Origin of the sequence: Haloarcula sp. R1-2 (genome assembly GCF_011627385.1) — an archaeon.
GTDB classification, from domain to species: domain Archaea; phylum Halobacteriota; class Halobacteria; order Halobacteriales; family Haloarculaceae; genus Haloarcula; species Haloarcula marismortui.
Genome location: NZ_JAANTG010000002.1, coordinates 969,216 through 987,274, shown reverse-complemented (window position 1 = coordinate 987,274; position 18,059 = coordinate 969,216). Strand labels below are relative to the sequence as shown.

Here is an 18,059-nt window from a genome sequence, read left to right as displayed (position 1 = left end):
GTTATCCGAGCGACCCCTCCATCTCAAGCTCAATGAGGCGGTTCAGCTCAACGGCGTACTCAATCGGCAGTTCCTCCGTAATCGGCTCGATGAAGCCGGCGACGATCATCTGCTTTGCATCGTCGTCGTCCAGTCCACGGGACTGGAGGTAGAAGACGTCCTCGTCGCCGATCTTGCCGACGGTCGCCTCGTGGGCAACGTCGACCTTGGACTCCTGAATCTCCATGTACGGCATCGTGTCCGATGTCGACTCGTTGTCGAACATCAGCGCGTCACACTCGACGGAGGTCGAAGAGTCCTCGGCACCGTCAGCGATGTGGACGAGGCCACGGTAGTTCGTGCGGCCACCGTCCTTGCTGATGGACTTGGATTCGATGGTGGACTTCGTTTCGGGGGCGTTATGATAGACCTTCGCGCCCGTGTCGATGTCCTGCCCCTCGCCGGCGAAGGCGATGGTGATGTGGTTGTCCGTCGCGCCCGGCCCCTTGAGAACGGTCGAGGGGTACAGCATCGTGGCCTTCGAGCCCATCGATCCTGAAACCCACTCCATCGTGCCGTCGGCCTCGCAGATGGCGCGCTTGGTGTTGAGGTTGTACGTGTTCTTCGACCAGTTCTGGACGGTCGAGTACTGGACGTGAGCGTTCTCCTTGACGAACACTTCGACGCCGCCGGAGTGGAGATTGAACTCAGAGTACTTCGGGGCGGAACAGCCCTCGATGTAGTGGACTTCGGAGTTCTCCTCGGCGATGATGAGCGTGTGCTCGAACTGGCCCATGCCGTCGGAGTTCATGCGGAAGTACGCCTGCACGGGCATGTCGACCGTGGTGTCCTCGGGGACGTAGACGAACGACCCGCCGGACCAGATAGCGCCGTGTAGCGCCGCGAACTTGTTGTCGCTCGGCGGCACGGCCTTGGTCATGAAGTACTCCTTGAGGATGTCTTCGTGTTCCTGGACAGCCTTGTCCATGTCACAGAAGATGACACCCTTGTCTTCCCAGCGCTCCTGCATGTTCTGGTAGACAATCTCGGACTCGTACTGCGCACCGACGCCCGAGAGGGCGTTCTTCTCGGCTTCCGGGATGCCGAGCTTGTCGAAGGTGTCCTGAATCTCCTCGGGGAGGTCGTTCCAGTCGTCGACCCCACCACGGGTCTCGATGTCGGGACGGATGTACGGGACGATCTCGTCGACGTCGACCTCGGAGAGGTCGGGTGCGCCCGGCCAGCCGTCCGGCATCGGCATTTCGTGGAACTGCTCGAGTGCGCGAAGGCGGCGTTCGAGCATCCATTCCGGCTCGTCCTTGTCTTCGGAGATGACCCGGATGGTCTCCTCCGTGAGGCCCTTCTCGGCTTCGAAGGCGGACTTCTCCTCTTTCTTGAACTCGAAGCGCTTCTCCGTGTCGGTTTCCTTGAGGTGGTCTTGATCTGAACTCATAGTGTGTGTTATGTTATCGCTGTATACGGAAGGGCGTTACGCGGCTTCGTAGGCTTCCTCTCGGACCCAGTCGTACCCTTCGTCCTCGAGCTTTTCGGCGAGTTCAGCGCCACCGGAAGTGGCGATCTGGCCGTCAAGCATCACGTGGACGTGGTCGGGTTCGACGTAGTCGAGGATGCGCTGGTAGTGCGTGATCTGAAGGATACCTGCGCCCTGCTCGTCACGGAGCGCGTTGATGCCGTTAGAGACATCCTGCAGTCGGTCGATGTCCAGCCCGGAGTCGATCTCGTCGAGCACGGCAACGGAGGGCTCGAGGATCGCGGCCTGGAGGACTTCGTTTTGCTTCTTCTCGCCGCCGGAGAAGCCAGCGTTGAGATACCGGGACGCGAACTTCTCGTCCATGTCCAGTTGCTCCATCTTTTCCTGGAGGATTTCCTGGAACTCGGCGACGCCGATTTCGCCTTCTTCGACGTTGCCCTCCATCGGGGAGGTGTCGTAGCCGGCGGCGTCCTCGTTGGTGTCGCCGCCCTCTGTCTCGGCTTCTTCTTCCTCGTCGTCCTCGAAGAGTTCCTCGCGCTCTTCGAGCTTGGCGTTGAGCGCGGTGCGGAGGAAGTTCACCATCGTGACACCTTCGATCTCGGCCGGGTACTGGAAGCCGAGGAAGATGCCGAGCGCGGCGCGCTCGTTCGGTTCGAGGTCGAGCAGGTTCCAGGTGCGGAGGTCCTCCGGGATCTCCTCGTCACCGAACTCGTCCTCTTCGAGGTGGATGAGTACTTCCCCGTCAGTTACTTCGTAGGCGGGATGGCCGGCAATTATCTTCGCCGTTGTGGACTTACCCGAGCCGTTGGGACCCATCAGCGCGTGGATCTCACCGGACTCGACTTCGAGGTCGACACCGCGAAGAATCGTTTCACCGTCCTCTTCTGCGACTTCTGCGTGGAGATTGTTGATTTCGAGTTTCGCCATAGGTATCTCTTAGGTCAACCGAAAGAAGGTACGTTTCACCCATGAAGCTTTCGCATTGCCGTGAACTCAAATTCAGTATATAGAAATAATATTTCCCACAGCAGTAAGCGCCCGCCTTCTGTTGGTTACATGAAACTCCCGAGTCCTGTCTGTTCCTGCCCGGATTTGACCTCTTCCCAGGAGATGTCCATTGCCTCCAGAATGCGGGCAATCGGCCCTTTCAGCGTCTTATCGAGCATCTTGTCCCAGTCGATCTCGAACTCCTCGGGGATCTGGTCTGCGTACTCGAAACAGATTACGTCAGGGTCCCGCCGGAACTCGCCGTACAGCGGGTCCCGCTGGGGGTCCAGTCCTTCTTCCTCCTCGATACGCTGGAAGAAGTCCGAGTGGACCCGGTCGAGATACAGTCGCTTGGGCTTGGACCCGCTCTGGAAGTTCGTTCCCAGAAGCATGTTGGCGTACTTCGCGCCCCGGACCTGTGCGGTGTCGGTGTCGTAGTTGTCGAGTTTCTTCCCGATGCCACCGGGAATACCTACGTCGTCGTAGTTGACGTTGCCGTCCTGATAGTCCTCGATAACATCGCTGACGTACTGCTTGATGGACTCTGCGTCCTCTCCGCGGACGATGCGGTCGATGACCTCCTTCTGGACCCGCTTGGTGATCGGCGCGATATCGGACCGCTGGTATTCGAACCCGGTGATATCGATGTCGTCGACGTGCTTGCCCTCTTTCCAGACGATGTTGCCCGCGTAGCGCTTCTTTTTGCCCGCCTGGAAGAACCGGCGGTAGAGCTTCTCGAACTCGATTTCGAAGCGGTGGAACTGGGCGTTAAGCCGCTCCATCGCGAACTCGTCGTAGGAGGCGTTAATCGTCTCCTCCAGTTCGAACCCTTTCTGGATGGTCGTCGCGATGAGTTCGAGCTCGTCGTCGTCCATCTCGGGGTGTTTCTCGCGCATCTCGTCGGTGATTTCGACGTCGCCTTCGACGTCGTCTGGACCGACATTGCCAAGTTGTAGCATGACGGAGTCGGTGTCCCCGTAGACGACCTCGTACCCCTCGTTTGCGACGACTTCGTCGGTGTAGTCGATGACCTCGCGACCGGTGGCGGTGACCGCTGCGCCCATCTCCTTGTCGTAGAGACGGAACCGGTCCCACCCCAGAACGCCGTATAACGACTGACCGACGAACTGGAATTTCCCGTTGCGGCCGGCCATGAGCGTGTGGTTGTCCGCAACGGTGACACAGTAGACACCGTCGTCGGCCGTACTCCGTGACCCGCTGCGATGCATCCGGAGCGTGTTCTTGTTGTCTTCCGTGACGTAGATTCGCCAGGAGCCGCTGTCACGGTTGTAGTTCGCAGTCAGTCCGAGATGCGCACAGAGCCGGAGCACGTCGTCACGGAGTTGGTCACTGGAGGTGGTGTACCGCCAGGAGTTCTTCTGTCGGTCTCCGTCACCGGCGATAAGCGTGTCGAGGAAGCGCCGCTTCTGTCGGTGGCTCAGGTCGAAGACGAACTCGGGAATCCGCTTCTCGAAACTGTCCTCGCCGCAGATGTTACAGAGCAGGTCGCCCAGCAGCGCCGACGTGAACTGGTAACTCCGGTCGTCGACGTAGTAGTCGAACCCCAGTCGGTCGAGGAGGTCACCAATTGCCGCGTGGTCGGACTCGCCGCCGTCCGCGATGGCTTGTTGAGCGATTTTGACCGTGGTCGATGCTCCGCGGGTCTTCTCCCCGAACTGTTTCGTCTCGGAGGTGTAGACGTTCCCTTCGGTGATGTACCACGCGAGCAGTTCGAGGAAGTCGTCGCCGTCGAAGGTTCGCGGTATCCACTTCCGGCCCGATTCGGCGTGGATATACGTCCGTTCGGCGACGGATTCGATATACTCGCGGTTGGCCTCGAACTCCTTGGGGCCGAAGACGTACCCTTCCTCGCCGATATCGTTTTTCAACACTGTGTCCGGATAGTGGCCAATCTCGGCGGCGAACGTGTGGCCGTGGACCGACGGCCGGACCCACACCTCGTAGTCGTCGACGTACTCGGTCAGATCCACCGTGTCCAGCGGGTCGCCGTCCGGTCCGTCCCAGTCATGGGGGAGTTCGTAGTTCGTGGCATCGTCGAGGTCACCAGCTTCGACGAAACTGTACCCGTCTTCAGTGATTCCGTTGGTCTCGTTCTTTCGGACGAGCATCCGGTGGTTCGGCGTCACACGGAAGTCCATCTTGCTCGTCTCTATATCCACGAGGTCGCCGCGGTAGTCCGGATACGACTGTGTCTCGACCACCGGTTTGACCTCCATCTCCTCCGTCTCGGGGTCCAGCGAATACACCTCGTCGCCGATATCAAGGTCGCGAATGTTCTGAACGCCTTCCGGTGTCAGCACGTCGGTATCCGGCGTGAAGCAGTTCATGATAACCTTGACGGCGGCCTGCTGCCTGTCAAAGCGCTCGTACTCGGGGTTGTCCGGGTCGAAGCTGTTTCGCTCGGCTTTCTTTTCCTCGCGTTCTGACAGGAGTTCGTCGACCATCTCTCGGATGACGCCGTCCGGTTCCTTCCGGAAGTGGGTACCGTTGGGGGCGCGGTAGGTATCGCCGTCGTAGGTCTCCGGGTCAACCTTCGTCTCTGGGCTGGCGTTGGTCGTCACCATGCACATCGGGTACAGCGACTTCAGGTCCAGCACGGTGACGTTCTCGCGGACGCCCGTAATGGGGTCAAACACTGCGCCGCCCTCGTAGTCCTCGCTCTCCTGTTGCCCTTTCGAGGGGAGCGCGAACTCGCCGTGGAGCTTGTGGAGAACGTACATGTCCACTGCGTCGCCGGGCGTCGTCGCGTCCTCCAGTTTGCAGCCGACGAAGGTGCGGACCTCGTCCCAGAAGTCGATGATGTCCTGCTCGCGGTCGAGTTCGACACAGAGCTCCACGTCCCGGAGGTTGTACTCCAGCAACTGCTCGGGGTCCTGCTCCCAGAGGTCACCGATGTCGCCAGTGTAGCGTTCCTTGCCGACGCCGAGTTCCTGCTCGCCGACGGCGTCAAGCCGGTAGGATTCGAGTTCAGTGAACTGCGTTCGCTTGTAGGCATAGAGGAGGTCGAAGACGACACGGCCTTTGATATCGGGGCCACCCCAGCCCGAACGCCAGACCTCGTCGACCCGCGAGAGTCGGTCGATCTGGAGATCGAAGTCGTGGTTGTAACTCTGGAGTTCCTCCAGACGGTCAAGGAAGTACGGCGCGTCGAAGTCGTCGAAATTCCAGCCAGTCAGCACGTCTGGGTCGGTGTCGACGATGTAGTCGACGAACGCCTCCAGCATGGCCTCCTCTTCGTCGAAGACGCGCACGTCGGCCTCGAAGTCCTCCCGAATCGGGTCGTAGCCGGCCAGCGCCTCGGGGCCGTCGATGCCGTCGGGGGACTCGTACAGCCAGACGACGTACTCGTCGCGGTAGGAGTCGTGGGAGGTGAGACAAATGATCGGTTCCTCGCCGTCCTCGGGGAACCCCTGTCTGTCGTCGACCTCGATGTCGAAGGTGTTGACCCGCGGGTCAGCGTGAGCTTCAACCGGCGTTATTTCCTCGTGATGGACCTTCAGACTCCCGTCGTCGAGTTCGCGGGCGGGGACGCGCACGCCGCTCGTGATGTCCTTGTCGATGAGCAGGCGGTTGGGAAAGAGGATGTCCGCCTCGTAGTGGTCGAAGTCGTCACGGATCTGTCCCACATCGCGTGGCGTCTGGCCGAATATCTTCGTCAGACGCTCGCCGCGAATCGATTCGTAGGGGTCGCCGTCCGCGTCGGCTTCTTTCCAGCCGGCGATGCTGTCGTACTGGCGGAGTCCGTCCTCGGTGACGCTGTCAGTCGGTGCGTAGAAGTAGGGCTGGAAGTCGAAGACTCGCGCGTGGACCGACTCATTGTCGTCAGTGCGCCCGAAAACGTGGACGACCGGTGACTCATCATCGCCCTGCCCCTCGATGGTGTAGTCGACCTGCGTGACGACGAACTCGACGGTCTCCTCGACCGGCGGGAACTGGCGCTCGTCGAGGTCGACGACGCTCGTGTCACCGTCGTCGCTCCCACCGTTGCCCGCGATGGCCGCCGCTTCGTCGGCGACCGGGCGATCCTCATCCGCATCTTGCTCGAAGTCCCCCAGCGTGCCCTGGGTCCCGTCACTCATTCTTGGCCTTGTTTCGAGATGCCGCATAAAAACACCGGCGGTCGACGGGGTATTGCCACAGGCAGAAAGTATATGCCATCGAGTAACATACCCAAGTTTGACGGCCAATGTCGCACCACGCATCCCCCCACGGCGAGGCGGATAGGTCCGAAGAACTGCGGTCGGAGCCGGCGCTCCCGGACGCCATCCAGACGACCGAGACCTACGAGACCGAGGAGGGGACAGTGTTTTACGATGCAGAGAACCCTCTCGCGTGGCTACAGACTGATACGGCACTCACCTTACAGGAGATCGCCTGACAGGAAGTACTTTTAGCGTCCACACGTCGTAGCTAGTGTGATGGATATTCCCGGCGAGGACGACCCCAACGAGAGCGGCGGCGTCCTCTCCGAAAAGAGCGAGTACGAGCCCGAGGAGTTCGACCCGGAGAGTCTCGGGCCGGACGTGCCATCGCCGTCGGACGGCGCTTACGACGGTGACGCCACGGGACTGTTCGTCAAACTCGTCATCGTCTTCAACGTCGCGCTGCTGGCGCTCTCGCTCGGACCGATGCTGGCCTACTTCGAGGGACAGGTCGACCTCGGGGTCCGGATCTTCCTCGTCGGCGTCATCGCTTTCGGCTACGGAACGTTTCGGTACGTCCAGTTCGAACGGGAGCGCAAATCGGACGACGAGGACGAACCAACCGAAACAACAGATACCCAGCCAGACGGCGCGGAGGCAAGCGACCACAACGGCTAACCGGCCCGGTCGGCTACAAACAGCCATATGCGTACTGTGCGGGACGACGACGGCACGCGATACTTATTGCTGAAGGAGTCCACCGAGTCGAGTCTGGTCCGTGACCCCGAAACCGGCGAACAGCAACACCTCCCAAACGCTGATCTCGAACCCGTTGATGGCGAATCGCCGCTGGCCACGGCCGCTGAGGGCGTTCCCGACGCCGCCCGCCAAGTCATTACAGCAGCTCACGATGAGCGTGCGCTGGGCCTGCTCGTCGAACTCGACGACCGCGGGCCGCTCTCCGTGGCGGAGCTGCTTTCCGCCTACGACCTCTGTGAGAGCGACCTGCACGGCCTGCTGGCCGAGTTTCGTGCCGCCGGCCTGCTCGCCGAGGCGACGGTCCACGGCCAGCGAGGCTACGACACGACCGAAACGGCCAGCGATGGACTGGCACATCTCCGCGACTGAGGCCAGTTCAGCGTCGTGACTGCGGTCAGGCCAGTTCCGCGACCGTCGCTTCGACCCGTTCGACCCGCGAGCGATTGGTCGTGGCGTCTTTCTCGACGCGGACGAGGTCGTCCGCCGCACCGACCAGTTCCTCGTCGTGACTGACCACGAGAATCTGCTCAACGCCGACCTCATCGCGCATGTACTCCACGAGGTCAAGCAGTTGCGTGACGTGGCCTGAATCGAGGAACACTGTCGGTTCGTCGAGGATGAGCGGCGGCATCGGCGCGGCCCCTTCGATGCCTTCGGCGAGTAGTCGGTAGATGGCACACCGCAGGCTGAGGTTGAATAGCGCCCGTTCGCCGCCGGAGAGCTGTTCGGGCTCCAGCGGCTCGCCGTCCTTCTGGTACACCGTCAGCTGATACTGCCCGTCGAGTTCGATGTGGGAGTACGAGTCGTTCTGGTACACCAGGTCGAACGTCTGGTTGAGCATCCGTTCGAGTGTCTCGACGTTGCGCTGGCGCAGCTCTGCCCGGAGCGTCCCGTACATCTCCTGTAGCTCCTCGGTTTCCTCGTATAGCGTTTCGAGTCTCTCCAGTGTCGCTTCGAGGTCTTCGCGCCGGTCTCGCAGCGACTCCAGTTCCTCGATTTCGTTCGTGACGCCACCGATAGCGTTCTGGAGTTCGTCGCGTTTCTCGCGTTTCTCCGTCAGTGCCTCCGCTGCCTGTTCGATGTACTTTTTCGCCCGCTGCTTCTCGCTTCGAGCCGCTTCGATGCGGTCCTCGTCGAACGACTCAGCCAGATCCTGCTTGCGCTCGCGCTTCTCCGCGAGCTGGTCGCGGCGCTGGTCGTTCAGTTCGGCCTGCTGACTGCGCTTCTCTCGCAGGCGTTCGATGTCGTCGTCGCAGTCATCGATCTTCGCAAGCAGGTCTTCGACCCGCTCTAGGTTCTCTATCGATTGTTTGACCTGCTGGCGCTCCTGATTGCACTCGGCGACGACCGAGCGGCAGTCTTCCGCCTGTTCGCGGGCTTCGGCGGCTTTCTCGCGTTTCGTCTCAGCCTCGGACTCATGTGCTGTTGCTTCTTCGCGGAGCGTCTGGATGCGCTTCTGGTCCGCATCCAGCCCCGCTTCTTTCTCTTCGACGAGCTGGACGATGTTCGAACGGTTGTTCTCAAGCGTCGATAGCTCGTCCGCTGTCTCGACCAGTTCCGTCGCGGTCTCGTGCTCAGACTTCAGGTCCGAGACATCCTCACGAGCGTCCGCGAGCAACTCCTCTAGCTCGGCAATCCGATCACGGTCGTCCTCAATAGAGTCGACGTGCGGTGACTCGGCCACGTCCTGCCCGCACTCGGGGCACTTGCCGGCCTCCAGCAGCGCCTCGGCCTCCGCGAGCGACTCGCGCTCGCTCTCCAGTTTCGTCTCCAGTTCGGTCACCTGCTGTCGGGCGTTATCGAGGTCACTGGCGACGGATTCTTTGTACGACTGCGACCCGTCACGGTCGGTCGGTGCGTTCTCGAACCTGGCTTCGAGATCGGCGATCTGGTCGTCGATGTCGCTGATCTGCTCCCGGCGCTCGGCGATAGTCTCCCGCGCAGCTTCGATGTCTGTTTCCAGTTCGGCGGCTTCTTCACGCTTGTCCTCGGCCCGGGATTCGAGGTCGGCAGCGCTCTCGGCCAGCGCGTCGGCGGTACTGCTGTGATCCTTCGCATCGACCCGCTGGTCCTCGATGCGGCTCTGCAGTTCGTCATCGCGGGACTGCAGTTCGTCAAGCCGCGCATCGACGGTTTCGGGGTCCGGCTCCGAACTGTCGAGGTCGGTTTCGGCCACTGTTTCCGAGAGGTCCTCTCGCAACGACTCTCGCTGGTCCTGTAGGTCGCTGACCTGCTCTTTGAGTTCGGTTCGTTCCGTCTCCGTCTCGGTGATAGTCGCTTCCAGATCCTCGATGTCGGCTTCGAGGGTCGACAGTTCGTCGCGTTTCTCTTCGTACTCTTCGAGGACGGACTCGGCCTGCGTGAGCGTCTCCTCGGCGGTGGCCTTCTGGTCCTCAATGTGTTCGATCTCGTCTTGCAGTTCTGATTCCTTCGTTTCGAGGCCGTTCAGGCGCTCGTGGAGGTCCTTTTCTTCTTTCTCCTGAATCTGCTCGTCGAGTTGTGAGAGGGCCCCCTGTTTGTCATCGCGTACCCGACCGACGCCGACGCGGGCGTCGCTGGCCCGCTCGCGGTACGCCTCCAGTTTCCCCAGTTGCAGGAGGTCGTCGAGCATATCCTGGCGGTCGCCGGGGGAGGCGTTGATGAGCTTGTTCACCTCGCCCTGACGGACGTAGGCGCAGTTGACGAACGCCTCGCTGTCCATCCGCAAGAGTTCGGTAATGCGTCGGCGCACGTCGCGCGCCCCCTCATAGTTTCCTTCAGGTGTCTCCAGCACACACTTCGCCGTCGTCGGTTGTGCTCCGGTCGCGCGGACCCGGCGCGTGAGATGATAGTCGCCACCGGCGTGGGAGAACCACAGTTCGACGGTACAGTCGTCGGCTCCGATGGTAACCACGTCGCCGAGATTCTCATCCAGTGCCTTCGAGCCGTACAGCGCGAAGAAGCAGGCTTCAAGCAAAGATGATTTCCCGCTCCCGTTGAGTCCGTGGATGACGGTCACGCCGTTGTCAAGTCGCAGGTCGGCATCGTCGTAACACTTGAAATTGGATAGCTTGACGCGCTGGAATTTCATTGTTGACCCTCCATTACAGGAACTCCTCGACGCTCGCCTGGCCGTCGTCATCGGCCCCGTCTATCGGTGCCTTGTCGTCGGTCTCGTTCACTGCCGCTCCGTCGTCGGTGTCGTCCTCAGCCGTGTCTGTGTTCGCTTCCGCATCGGCCGTCCCGCCGCTCGCAGCCGCATCCGTGTCGGCTTCAAGCGCATCCGAATCCTCACTGAGCAGCTCACGAACGTGCCGTTCGACCTCGTCTTTGACGTTCGCGTCAGCGACCTTCGAAGCCCGGATCGTCTCGTCGATGTCGTGGGCGGCCTCGCTCAGTCCGAGGTCGCGGACACGTTCGGTGACGGCGTCGTCCGGGTCGGCGAAGCTGATATCCGTTTCTCGCTCCTCGGCCGTGATTTCCCGGTGGTCAGTGACGCGAGCCACGAGCGCCCCCCGATCGAGCGCGAACGATTCGACGCTGGCCGGGGTGACCGGGTCGCCGTCGCCGCTGATAGAGACGATGACGACGGCATCCTCTAGGTCGTGCTGGCCGACGCGGCTCCGGACACGCTCGACACCTTCCTTGGGCCCGAGGTCTACGTCGACAAAGACGAACTCGCGGGTGTCGAGACCGCGGCGGGTGATCTGGACCTCGTCGTCGAAGGTGACGATGTTGTAGCCGCGGTCCGCGCGCTCGCTTGCACTCGCGCGCTCGGTCGACCCGCAGTAGGTGACCCAGGCGTCCTCGACCTGCTGTTTACCGGGGTCGTGGTTGTCGCCGAGCAACATCGCGTCGAATTCGACCGACGACTCGGTCAGAATTTCTTCGGCATCCCAGTCGCCGTAGTCGAAGGGCTGGAACAGGCCGTGAGTGACCAGCGCAGCACTGTCGGCATCGTGGGGGCCGAAGTCGTATCCGAGGTCGTCGCGTTGCGAGCGCGGGACGAAGTCGAGGCCGTAGAAGGCAGTATCGCCGATGACGGTCGGTTCGTCGTCGAGTCGTGTCGCCAGGCCGAGTGACTCGTACAGGTCGAGCCACTGGGCGTCCCGCTTGGCTTCGTGGTTACCCACAACAGCAAGGAATGGAATACCGGCTTCAGAGAGTTCTTCGAGAACGGTCAGCGTACCCATGATGTCAGTCAGGGCCGGGCGGCGGTCGTGGAACAGGTCACCGGCGTGGACGACGGCGTCAGCGTCGTCCGCGATAGCGTCCCGGACCACCTGCCGGAACGCATCGAGGAAGTCGTCCCGTCGGTCGGGGACGTTGTACTGCTGATATCCGACGTGAGTATCGCCGGTGTGTATCACCCGAGTCATTTGCCCACTCGTAAGCCAGCGCCACCTAAAGGGGTATCGTGAGCGGAGTGAAAGTGGTTGACTGTGCTGTGTTCGATCCGCTGGCTACGACCCATCACTGGGTCCCGCCGCGGCGTCCCGGTACCGCCGGAACGCTCGCAAAGCCGCCCGTCCCTCGTCTGCCAACCCGCTCACCTCGTGTTCGGCCTGCGCGACGGCCGCTTCGAGTTGACCGACGCCGAGCGTCTCGACGAAGGCGACCGCTTCGTCTAGATCGTCGGTTGCCCGAGTCGCTCGCTCAATGACCGTCCGGTAGTCAGCGTTACCGCCCGTCTCGTGGGTCCCCATCCGGCCTGCGCTACTATCGCCCTCTCGGTCAGCCGCTCGGATCGATTTGTCCCCGTCGTCGCTGTCGCCATTTCCATCAGCGAGCGCCGAGAGTGCCGCTTTCACCTGGTCGCTATCGGCCATAGGACGGCGTGGGCACGGCATCCAACATAAACGTTCACTGGCTCCGGGTCAGGTACTGGCGCGTTCGAGACCACAACTCAGTCGAACCGAGTAAAAACGCATACAGTTTAGTAATCTGATTGGTTTGATACAGCTACCGACCCAGCGCCGGTGCTAGTTGAGGAAAAGCCACTATCGGATTTCACCACCATGCCACTGCGCAAATTCCGCTCCGACGAGGAAGCGCTCTCGTCAGTCACAGTCGTCGCGTTGCTTATCCTTGCAACCCTGCTCATCTCCGTCGTCCTCGCGCTGTTCATCCTCGGCATGAGCGGGTGAGGCGGAAGAGTACCGTCAGTCAGTGGCCGACGCGTTTCCCGTAGTGCCCTGTCCGAGCGTTCAAATACTAGTACGGGACCAGCGCCGGGCATGACAGATATCGAAACGCTGGCGGAGCGGCTCCGTACGGTCGAACGCGCGGTCACGGACGGAACGACGGAGTTCCCGGAGGTAACGGAACTCGCAGAACTGGAGAACCGCATGGACACCGTCGAGGGGCGTCTCGCCGACATCGACGAGCGGACGGCGGAACTCGAAGCAGCCACGCAAGCCCTCCGCGGGTACGTGGGGAACATCCGTTCGGTCAACGAAGATGTCGAACAGCGCGCTGACGCGGCGCTGGCGGCGACCGACCGACTGGAGGTCCGACTCGACGAGGAACTGGCATCGCCGTCGGTAGCTGACCCGGCGGCGGGGACCGACCAGCGACGGACGGGAAGCACACAGGCCCCTTCGAGTTCGCCAGCCGACGACCACACAGAGACGAGCGCCACAACTGGCCTCACGGCGGAGGCACAGACTGATTTCTCTGCCATCACTGACGGCGGCGACTCGGACGAAAGTGAGGACTTGGACGCGGGCGTTATCGGACGTATCCGTGCGCTGCTGTGATATACCGGCTGGTCCTCGCTGTCGCGATCATGACCGCACTTATCGGTGCAACAGCGCCGGCACTGTCGACGGCCCGAGCGGACGCAGCCAGCGGTACGATGGAGCGACAACTGGACGAACTAGGAACCGAATTGACGATGCTGGTCGAGACTGACGACGCGACGCCGAACGGCGACGCACGACGCGCGGTGGAGTTACGACTCCCCGCACGTACCTACACGAACGCCGGTGTCAGGCGGCTGCAGTTCACAGAGCGGGCCGGTGTCGGCGTCGCGACCTGGACAGTTGAGTCCCGGAAACAGACCGAGCGGCTGGTTGAAGTCCCGGTTCGAACGACAGCGGGGACCGACCGGCTGGAAGAACCCGGCACACATCAGCTGGTGTTCGTGCTGACGCGGTCGGATGGCCAGCGAGTGCTAACGGTCCATCGGTTTAAGTCCGAAGCCGCGGCGAGGAGTGGCCATGCGTGAGTGGCTCTTTGGATCATCGACAGCGCCCGAGTGTCGTTGTGAAACGGCTATCGAGGGCGGGCGGCTGGTGATGACAGCGGGCGAGTGTCCGGGCGGTGGCGACCTCGCCGCGTCGGCTGACTGCCGGGCGACAGTCATCGGTTCGCTCTTTTCGGCTAGTGTCGATACCGTCGTTACGGAGCAAGCCGGACAGGAGCGGATGTACAGCGACCGGGCGGCGGCGGTGCTCACCGCGGCTGGCCGGTTTGCAACCAGAGTTGCCTCGCTGGACGACCGCCTCGCAAACCGCGCCCGCCGCGACCCTGTCGCTGCTGCGTCGGAGGCAATCGGTCGGTCGGGACCGGTCGCTGACCTGGCTGCGGAGACTGGACTGGCGGTCGCCACCGAAGGCTTCGACACCAGCGAACAGGCACTCACTGCCTACACTGGGCCAACGATTAGCGACGCCCGTGTCGGTGCAGCGCCGCCGGCCGATGCGACTCTCCGGGACCAGCAAACGCTCACGACAGAGGCCGTCGTTCGGAGATACAACACGGGCGGTGACCAACTATCGATGTATCATATCGAGCCCCGCGAACAGCGGTTCGACGCGGACACGATGGAGACGCTTGTCAGGGCGTACGAGCGAGTCGCGACCGCTGCCGCCGACGGCGGCTGTCACCCGTACAGTGCAGCGAACGCGGTTGCCGACGATGGCTCGACGGCAACCGTTGTCGGGGCAGTACTGGAGAAACACACGGGCGGGCTCGGGATTCTCGAAGATATTTTCGCCGATCAGCGGGTGTCAGACGTGTTCGCGACTGCCCCGGTGAGCGACACCCGGCTCCGAGTGCGCTGTGACGGTGAAACCATGCGAACGAATATCCGCCTGACGCCGTCGGGCGCGAACACACTGGCGTCGACGTTCAGACGGTCGAGCGGCCGGGCGTTCTCGCGAGCGAATCCGACGCTCGATGCGACAGCAACGGTGGCTGACCGGCAGATTCGCGTCGCCGGTGTGAGCGAACCGGTCAGTGACGGCCTTGCCTTCGCCTTTCGCGCCCACGACAGCGACGTATGGCGGCTGGCCGACTTCGTCGACAACGGGACGATGCCAGCCGCCGTCGCTGGATTGCTCTCTGTCGTCGCGGAGCGGGGCGGGGCTTGCCTCGTCGCCGGCCCTCGCGGCGCGGGCAAGACGACGACACTCGGGGCGTTGCTCTGGGAGCTTCCCCACGAGGTCCGGACCATCCTGATCGAAGACACGCCCGAACTTCCGGCGGCGTCACTGCAGTCCGACGGACGGGACGTGCAGGCACTTCGGACCGCCAGCGGGGACGGCCCGTCAGTCAATGCGACAGAGGCCCTGCGGACCGCGCTCCGACTCGGCGAAGGCGCGCTCGCCGTTGGGGAGGTCCGCGGTGAGGAGGCCAGCGTTCTCTACGAGGCGATGCGTGTCGGTGGCGGCGACGGGGCCGTCCTCGGAACGATTCACGGCAACGGCCCCAACGCCGTTCAGGAACGACTGGTGTCGGACCTCGGTGTCCCTGTCCAGTCGTTTGCCGTGACGGACCTCGTCGTGACGCTGGCTCCGCCCACGTCGGAACACGGCCGCGGTATCGCTTCTATCGCGGAAATCGTCTCTCACAGTGACGATGTCACTTTTGAGATGCTCTACGAGCGTAACGGGTCGACAGCGACAGCAACTGGTCGTCTGGAGCGGGGTAACAGCCGTCTGGTGGAGTCACTCGCCGCGCCCGGTGAGTCCTACGCAGAGGTGCTCGACGCTATCGAGACGCGAACCGAACAATTCGAGGAGTCGGTGGCTGTCAAGATGCGTGGGAACGAACCATACACAGACGAGGTCCAGCCGTGAGCCACGCCAGCGGTTCAGACGACGCCCATGATGACGCGAACACGGCATCAGCCACACGGCTCACAACCGCGCTCGTTGCGGCCTGCCCGGGCACTGTTGAGGTGCCAGATGACTACCGACGAGCGTATCAGTTGCTCTCGGTTTCGGCTCCGCCTGAGACACTGCTGACGGCGAGCTACGCCGTTGCGGTGTGTGGCTCCCTGCTCGCATTGCTCGTCGCTGTGGCGGTGACCGGACCGCTGGCGACGACTGTCAGTCTCGGGTTCCTCGCCCTGTCCCTGGGTGTCGGAGCGCTGGGACGGTACGGTGTCCCCTTTGCCGCGGAGGCGAAGCGCATCCGAACGCTGGGGGCCGCACCGTCGCTCGTCACGACCTTAGTGCTCGGCGCGACGCTGTGGCCCAGCGCTGAGCGGGCGGCGGCGTTCGCTGGACGGACCGGAGACAGCCTGCTTGCCAGACGGCTGCACTACCACCGACAGCGAGCCGCAGGTACGCCACAGAGTGGTCTGGGAACGTTCGCGGCGTCATGGAGCGACCGGTTCCCGGCGCTGGAACGTTCGGTCGGGCTGGTCGAAAACGCGACAGCGGCTCCAGCCAAGGAGCGGCCCGAAGTGCTCGAACGCGCACGACGATGCATCCTTGATGGGACGCGCGATGAGATGGCGGCCTTTGCGGCCTCACTCCGTGGTCCGGCGACTGGCCTGTACGCGTTTGGTGTTCTCTTGCCGCTGGCGATGGCGTCACTGTTGCCCGCCGCCGCTGCCGCGGGTGTGCCTGTGACCGCCCCCGTGCTGGTCGGGACCTACGGCGTTATTTTGCCCGCCGCGCTGCTGGTCGCTTGCTGCTGGCTCCTGGGACAGCGACCAGTCGCGTTCCCGCCGGCGACAATCCCGCGGAGCCATCCGGACGTGCCGGCATCGGCGCTCCCGTCAATCGCGGGCGGCATCGTCGCCGGAATCGGGGGATGGCTCCTTGCCGGCGCGCTCGTCGCTGCGTGGGCGTCTCCCATCGGGGCACTCGGGGCCGGCGTCGGGAGCGCGCTCGTCAGCTACTACCGACCCGTCGCCGAGGTCCGTGATCGAATTACCGACATCGAAGCGGGCCTCCCGAACGCGCTGTCGGCTGTCGGTCGACGGCTGGACCGCGGCCAGTCGGTCGAAGCCGCGCTCGTCGAGGCTGTCGACGAGACTCCAAAACCGACCAGCGCCGTCATCAAAGCCGCCGCCGCCCGACAGGAGCACCTCGGAACCAGCGTCGAGGGAGCGTTTCTGGGTCCCGGCGGCGCGCTCGCTGATGTTCCGAGCCATCGAGCCTGTCGGGTGGCGACGCTGCTGGATACAGCCGCAGCAATCGGGCCACTAGCGGGAGCGTCCGTGACGACGATGGGTGAGCATCTGGACGCACTCCGGACCATCGAGCGTGAGACGCGCCGCGACCTTTCGCAGATTACCGAGACGCTATCGAACACCGCCGCGTTGTTCGGGCCACTGGTCGGCGGCGCGACCGTCGCGCTGGCTGGGTCGATGGGCGGCGGCGAGCAGTTCGCCACCGTTCCGAGTGCGTTGCTGGGCCCGGTTATCGGCTGGTACGTGCTCGTTTTGGCTGTTTTGTTGACGGCGCTATCGACGGGCCTGCATCGGGGTCTCGACCGCGCGCTCGTTGGCTACCGAACCGGCCTGGCGCTCCTGTCGGCCACGGCCACTTTCTTTGTCGCCGTCGTCGCCACCGGGCTGCTGGTCTGAGTGTTTAAATCGGAGAACGCGGCCAAGCCGTTCCATGTTCGAGACGCACGTCGATACGCTGTACCTCTGGGTCGGCCTGGGGACGGTAAGCGTGGCCGTCCTTGGGGTCGTTGTCGGTCTCCCGACGACCGCACCGCCGGACGCGACGGCGGCGGCCGCAACTATCGATGAAGTCACGACTAGCCCGCCCGGGTCCGTCACACATCGACGACTCATCGCTACGGAGTGGGCGTTCGACGGCCGTGAAGTCCGTCTTCGCAACGACGGCGGGACAGCCACCGCACGACTGATTCGAACGGCTGTCCCAGCGCGAACCGACCGACTACAGGCTGTGGTGAACGGGGAGCGGCCACAGGCGGTGTACGATTCGCCCAACGCTTTCCGTCGGGACACCCGCCGGGCTCGGACTAAGCACGACGGGTGGCGACCAGCTCCAGACCGGCTGACCGTCAGGCACGTCGCCTGGGGAGGGACCGATGTCACCATCGTCGGATAGCGGGACGACCGAACCTGTCGCCGTGCTCGTTGCCGTTTTCGCCGTCACGCTTGGCGTATCGCTGTATGCCGGCGTGCTGGACGATGCGTTCGGAACGTTGGACGACGACCGCAACATCGCCACGCCGACCGCGGATGCTGTGGAACAACGGCTCTCATCGGCCGGTGTCGTTCGGCCCAAAGGGCTCGACAACGCGCTCAATGCGGTGCCAGCGAACTACCACGGGAACGCGACCATCACGGCGATGACCGGCGAGCGATGGAGTGGTGGCCGGGAGCCACCGACCAGCGCCGACACCGAAACCAGAACAGTGAGCGTACAAGTCGGGCCGGGGACAGTCCGTCGTGGAACGCTCACCGTGCGAGTGTGGCGATGACC

Annotated in this window: 16 protein-coding genes; 10 read left to right on the top strand and 6 right to left on the bottom strand. The window is 63.1% G+C overall.

What is annotated here, in order from left to right; all coding sequences use genetic code 11:
• Nucleotide 1 precedes the first annotated feature (1 nt).
• From sufB to G9C82_RS13085, 3 genes are all read right to left on the bottom strand, one after another.
• A complete protein-coding gene (sufB, locus tag G9C82_RS13095) occupies nucleotides 2–1,432 on the bottom strand; it encodes a Fe-S cluster assembly protein SufB (protein WP_005537802.1) in 1,431 nt (476 codons plus the stop codon).
• Between the two features lie 36 nt (nucleotides 1,433–1,468).
• Nucleotides 1,469–2,398 (bottom strand): ABC transporter ATP-binding protein, encoded by a 930-nt coding sequence (locus G9C82_RS13090; protein WP_011223869.1) that lies wholly within the window; start codon nucleotides 2,396–2,398, stop codon nucleotides 1,469–1,471.
• A gap of 125 nt (nucleotides 2,399–2,523) precedes the next feature.
• Nucleotides 2,524–6,558, bottom strand: a complete 4,035-nt coding sequence (locus tag G9C82_RS13085) for a DNA polymerase domain-containing protein (protein ID WP_127014335.1) — start codon at nucleotides 6,556–6,558, stop codon at nucleotides 2,524–2,526.
• Between the two features lie 107 nt (nucleotides 6,559–6,665).
• Between G9C82_RS13085 and G9C82_RS13080 the strand changes: the two genes are divergently transcribed.
• Genes G9C82_RS13080 through G9C82_RS13070 form a run of 3 tightly spaced genes read left to right on the top strand, consistent with a single transcriptional unit; the run spans nucleotide 6,666 to nucleotide 7,749 of the window.
• Nucleotides 6,666–6,857 carry a hypothetical protein gene (locus G9C82_RS13080; protein ID WP_004517169.1) on the top strand — a complete coding sequence of 64 codons (192 nt, stop codon included), beginning with the start codon at nucleotides 6,666–6,668 and terminating at the stop codon, nucleotides 6,855–6,857.
• Between the two features lie 40 nt (nucleotides 6,858–6,897).
• Nucleotides 6,898–7,299, top strand: a complete 402-nt coding sequence (locus G9C82_RS13075) for a hypothetical protein (RefSeq protein ID WP_011223875.1) — start codon at nucleotides 6,898–6,900, stop codon at nucleotides 7,297–7,299.
• Between the two features lie 27 nt (nucleotides 7,300–7,326).
• Nucleotides 7,327–7,749: a hypothetical protein gene (locus G9C82_RS13070; protein WP_004957946.1), complete on the top strand. Its 423-nt coding sequence runs from the start codon at nucleotides 7,327–7,329 to the stop codon at nucleotides 7,747–7,749.
• A gap of 25 nt (nucleotides 7,750–7,774) precedes the next feature.
• Here G9C82_RS13070 and rad50 read toward each other — a convergent pair whose 3' ends face one another.
• The 3 genes from rad50 to G9C82_RS13055 all read right to left on the bottom strand — a co-directional run bounded on the left by rad50 (nucleotide 7,775) and on the right by G9C82_RS13055 (nucleotide 12,188).
• Complete coding sequence (gene rad50, locus G9C82_RS13065) at nucleotides 7,775–10,450, bottom strand: DNA double-strand break repair ATPase Rad50 (RefSeq protein ID WP_127014334.1); 2,676 nt, start codon at nucleotides 10,448–10,450, stop codon at nucleotides 7,775–7,777.
• 13 nt (nucleotides 10,451–10,463) lie between these two features.
• Nucleotides 10,464–11,738, bottom strand: coding sequence for a DNA double-strand break repair protein Mre11 (mre11, locus tag G9C82_RS13060; protein ID WP_127014333.1), 1,275 nt, complete (start codon nucleotides 11,736–11,738; stop codon nucleotides 10,464–10,466).
• 84 nt (nucleotides 11,739–11,822) lie between these two features.
• Nucleotides 11,823–12,188 (bottom strand): hypothetical protein, encoded by a 366-nt coding sequence (locus tag G9C82_RS13055; RefSeq protein ID WP_127014332.1) that lies wholly within the window; start codon nucleotides 12,186–12,188, stop codon nucleotides 11,823–11,825.
• Between the two features lie 189 nt (nucleotides 12,189–12,377).
• Between G9C82_RS13055 and G9C82_RS20915 the strand changes: the two genes are divergently transcribed.
• The 7 genes from G9C82_RS20915 (at nucleotide 12,378) to G9C82_RS13025 (ending at nucleotide 18,057) form a co-directional block, all read left to right on the top strand.
• A complete protein-coding gene (locus tag G9C82_RS20915; RefSeq protein ID WP_004957955.1) occupies nucleotides 12,378–12,506 on the top strand; it encodes a hypothetical protein in 129 nt (42 codons plus the stop codon).
• Between the two features lie 90 nt (nucleotides 12,507–12,596).
• On the top strand, nucleotides 12,597–13,118 hold the full coding sequence (locus G9C82_RS13050; protein WP_127014331.1) for a hypothetical protein: 522 nt from the start codon (nucleotides 12,597–12,599) through the stop codon (nucleotides 13,116–13,118).
• A complete protein-coding gene (locus G9C82_RS13045; RefSeq protein ID WP_127014330.1) occupies nucleotides 13,115–13,588 on the top strand; it encodes a hypothetical protein in 474 nt (157 codons plus the stop codon). The genes G9C82_RS13050 and G9C82_RS13045 overlap by 4 nt, the downstream gene beginning before the upstream one ends.
• Nucleotides 13,581–15,443: an ATPase, T2SS/T4P/T4SS family gene (locus G9C82_RS13040; RefSeq protein ID WP_127014329.1), complete on the top strand. Its 1,863-nt coding sequence runs from the start codon at nucleotides 13,581–13,583 to the stop codon at nucleotides 15,441–15,443. Before G9C82_RS13045 ends, G9C82_RS13040 begins: the two co-directional genes overlap by 8 nt.
• Nucleotides 15,440–17,185: a type II secretion system F family protein gene (locus G9C82_RS13035; protein ID WP_127014328.1), complete on the top strand. Its 1,746-nt coding sequence runs from the start codon at nucleotides 15,440–15,442 to the stop codon at nucleotides 17,183–17,185. Before G9C82_RS13040 ends, G9C82_RS13035 begins: the two co-directional genes overlap by 4 nt.
• Before the next feature lie 34 nt (nucleotides 17,186–17,219).
• A complete protein-coding gene (locus G9C82_RS13030) occupies nucleotides 17,220–17,681 on the top strand; it encodes a hypothetical protein (protein WP_127014327.1) in 462 nt (153 codons plus the stop codon).
• Nucleotides 17,662–18,057: a hypothetical protein gene (locus G9C82_RS13025; RefSeq protein WP_127014326.1), complete on the top strand. Its 396-nt coding sequence runs from the start codon at nucleotides 17,662–17,664 to the stop codon at nucleotides 18,055–18,057. The genes G9C82_RS13030 and G9C82_RS13025 overlap by 20 nt, the downstream gene beginning before the upstream one ends.
• Nucleotides 18,058–18,059 lie beyond the last annotated feature (2 nt).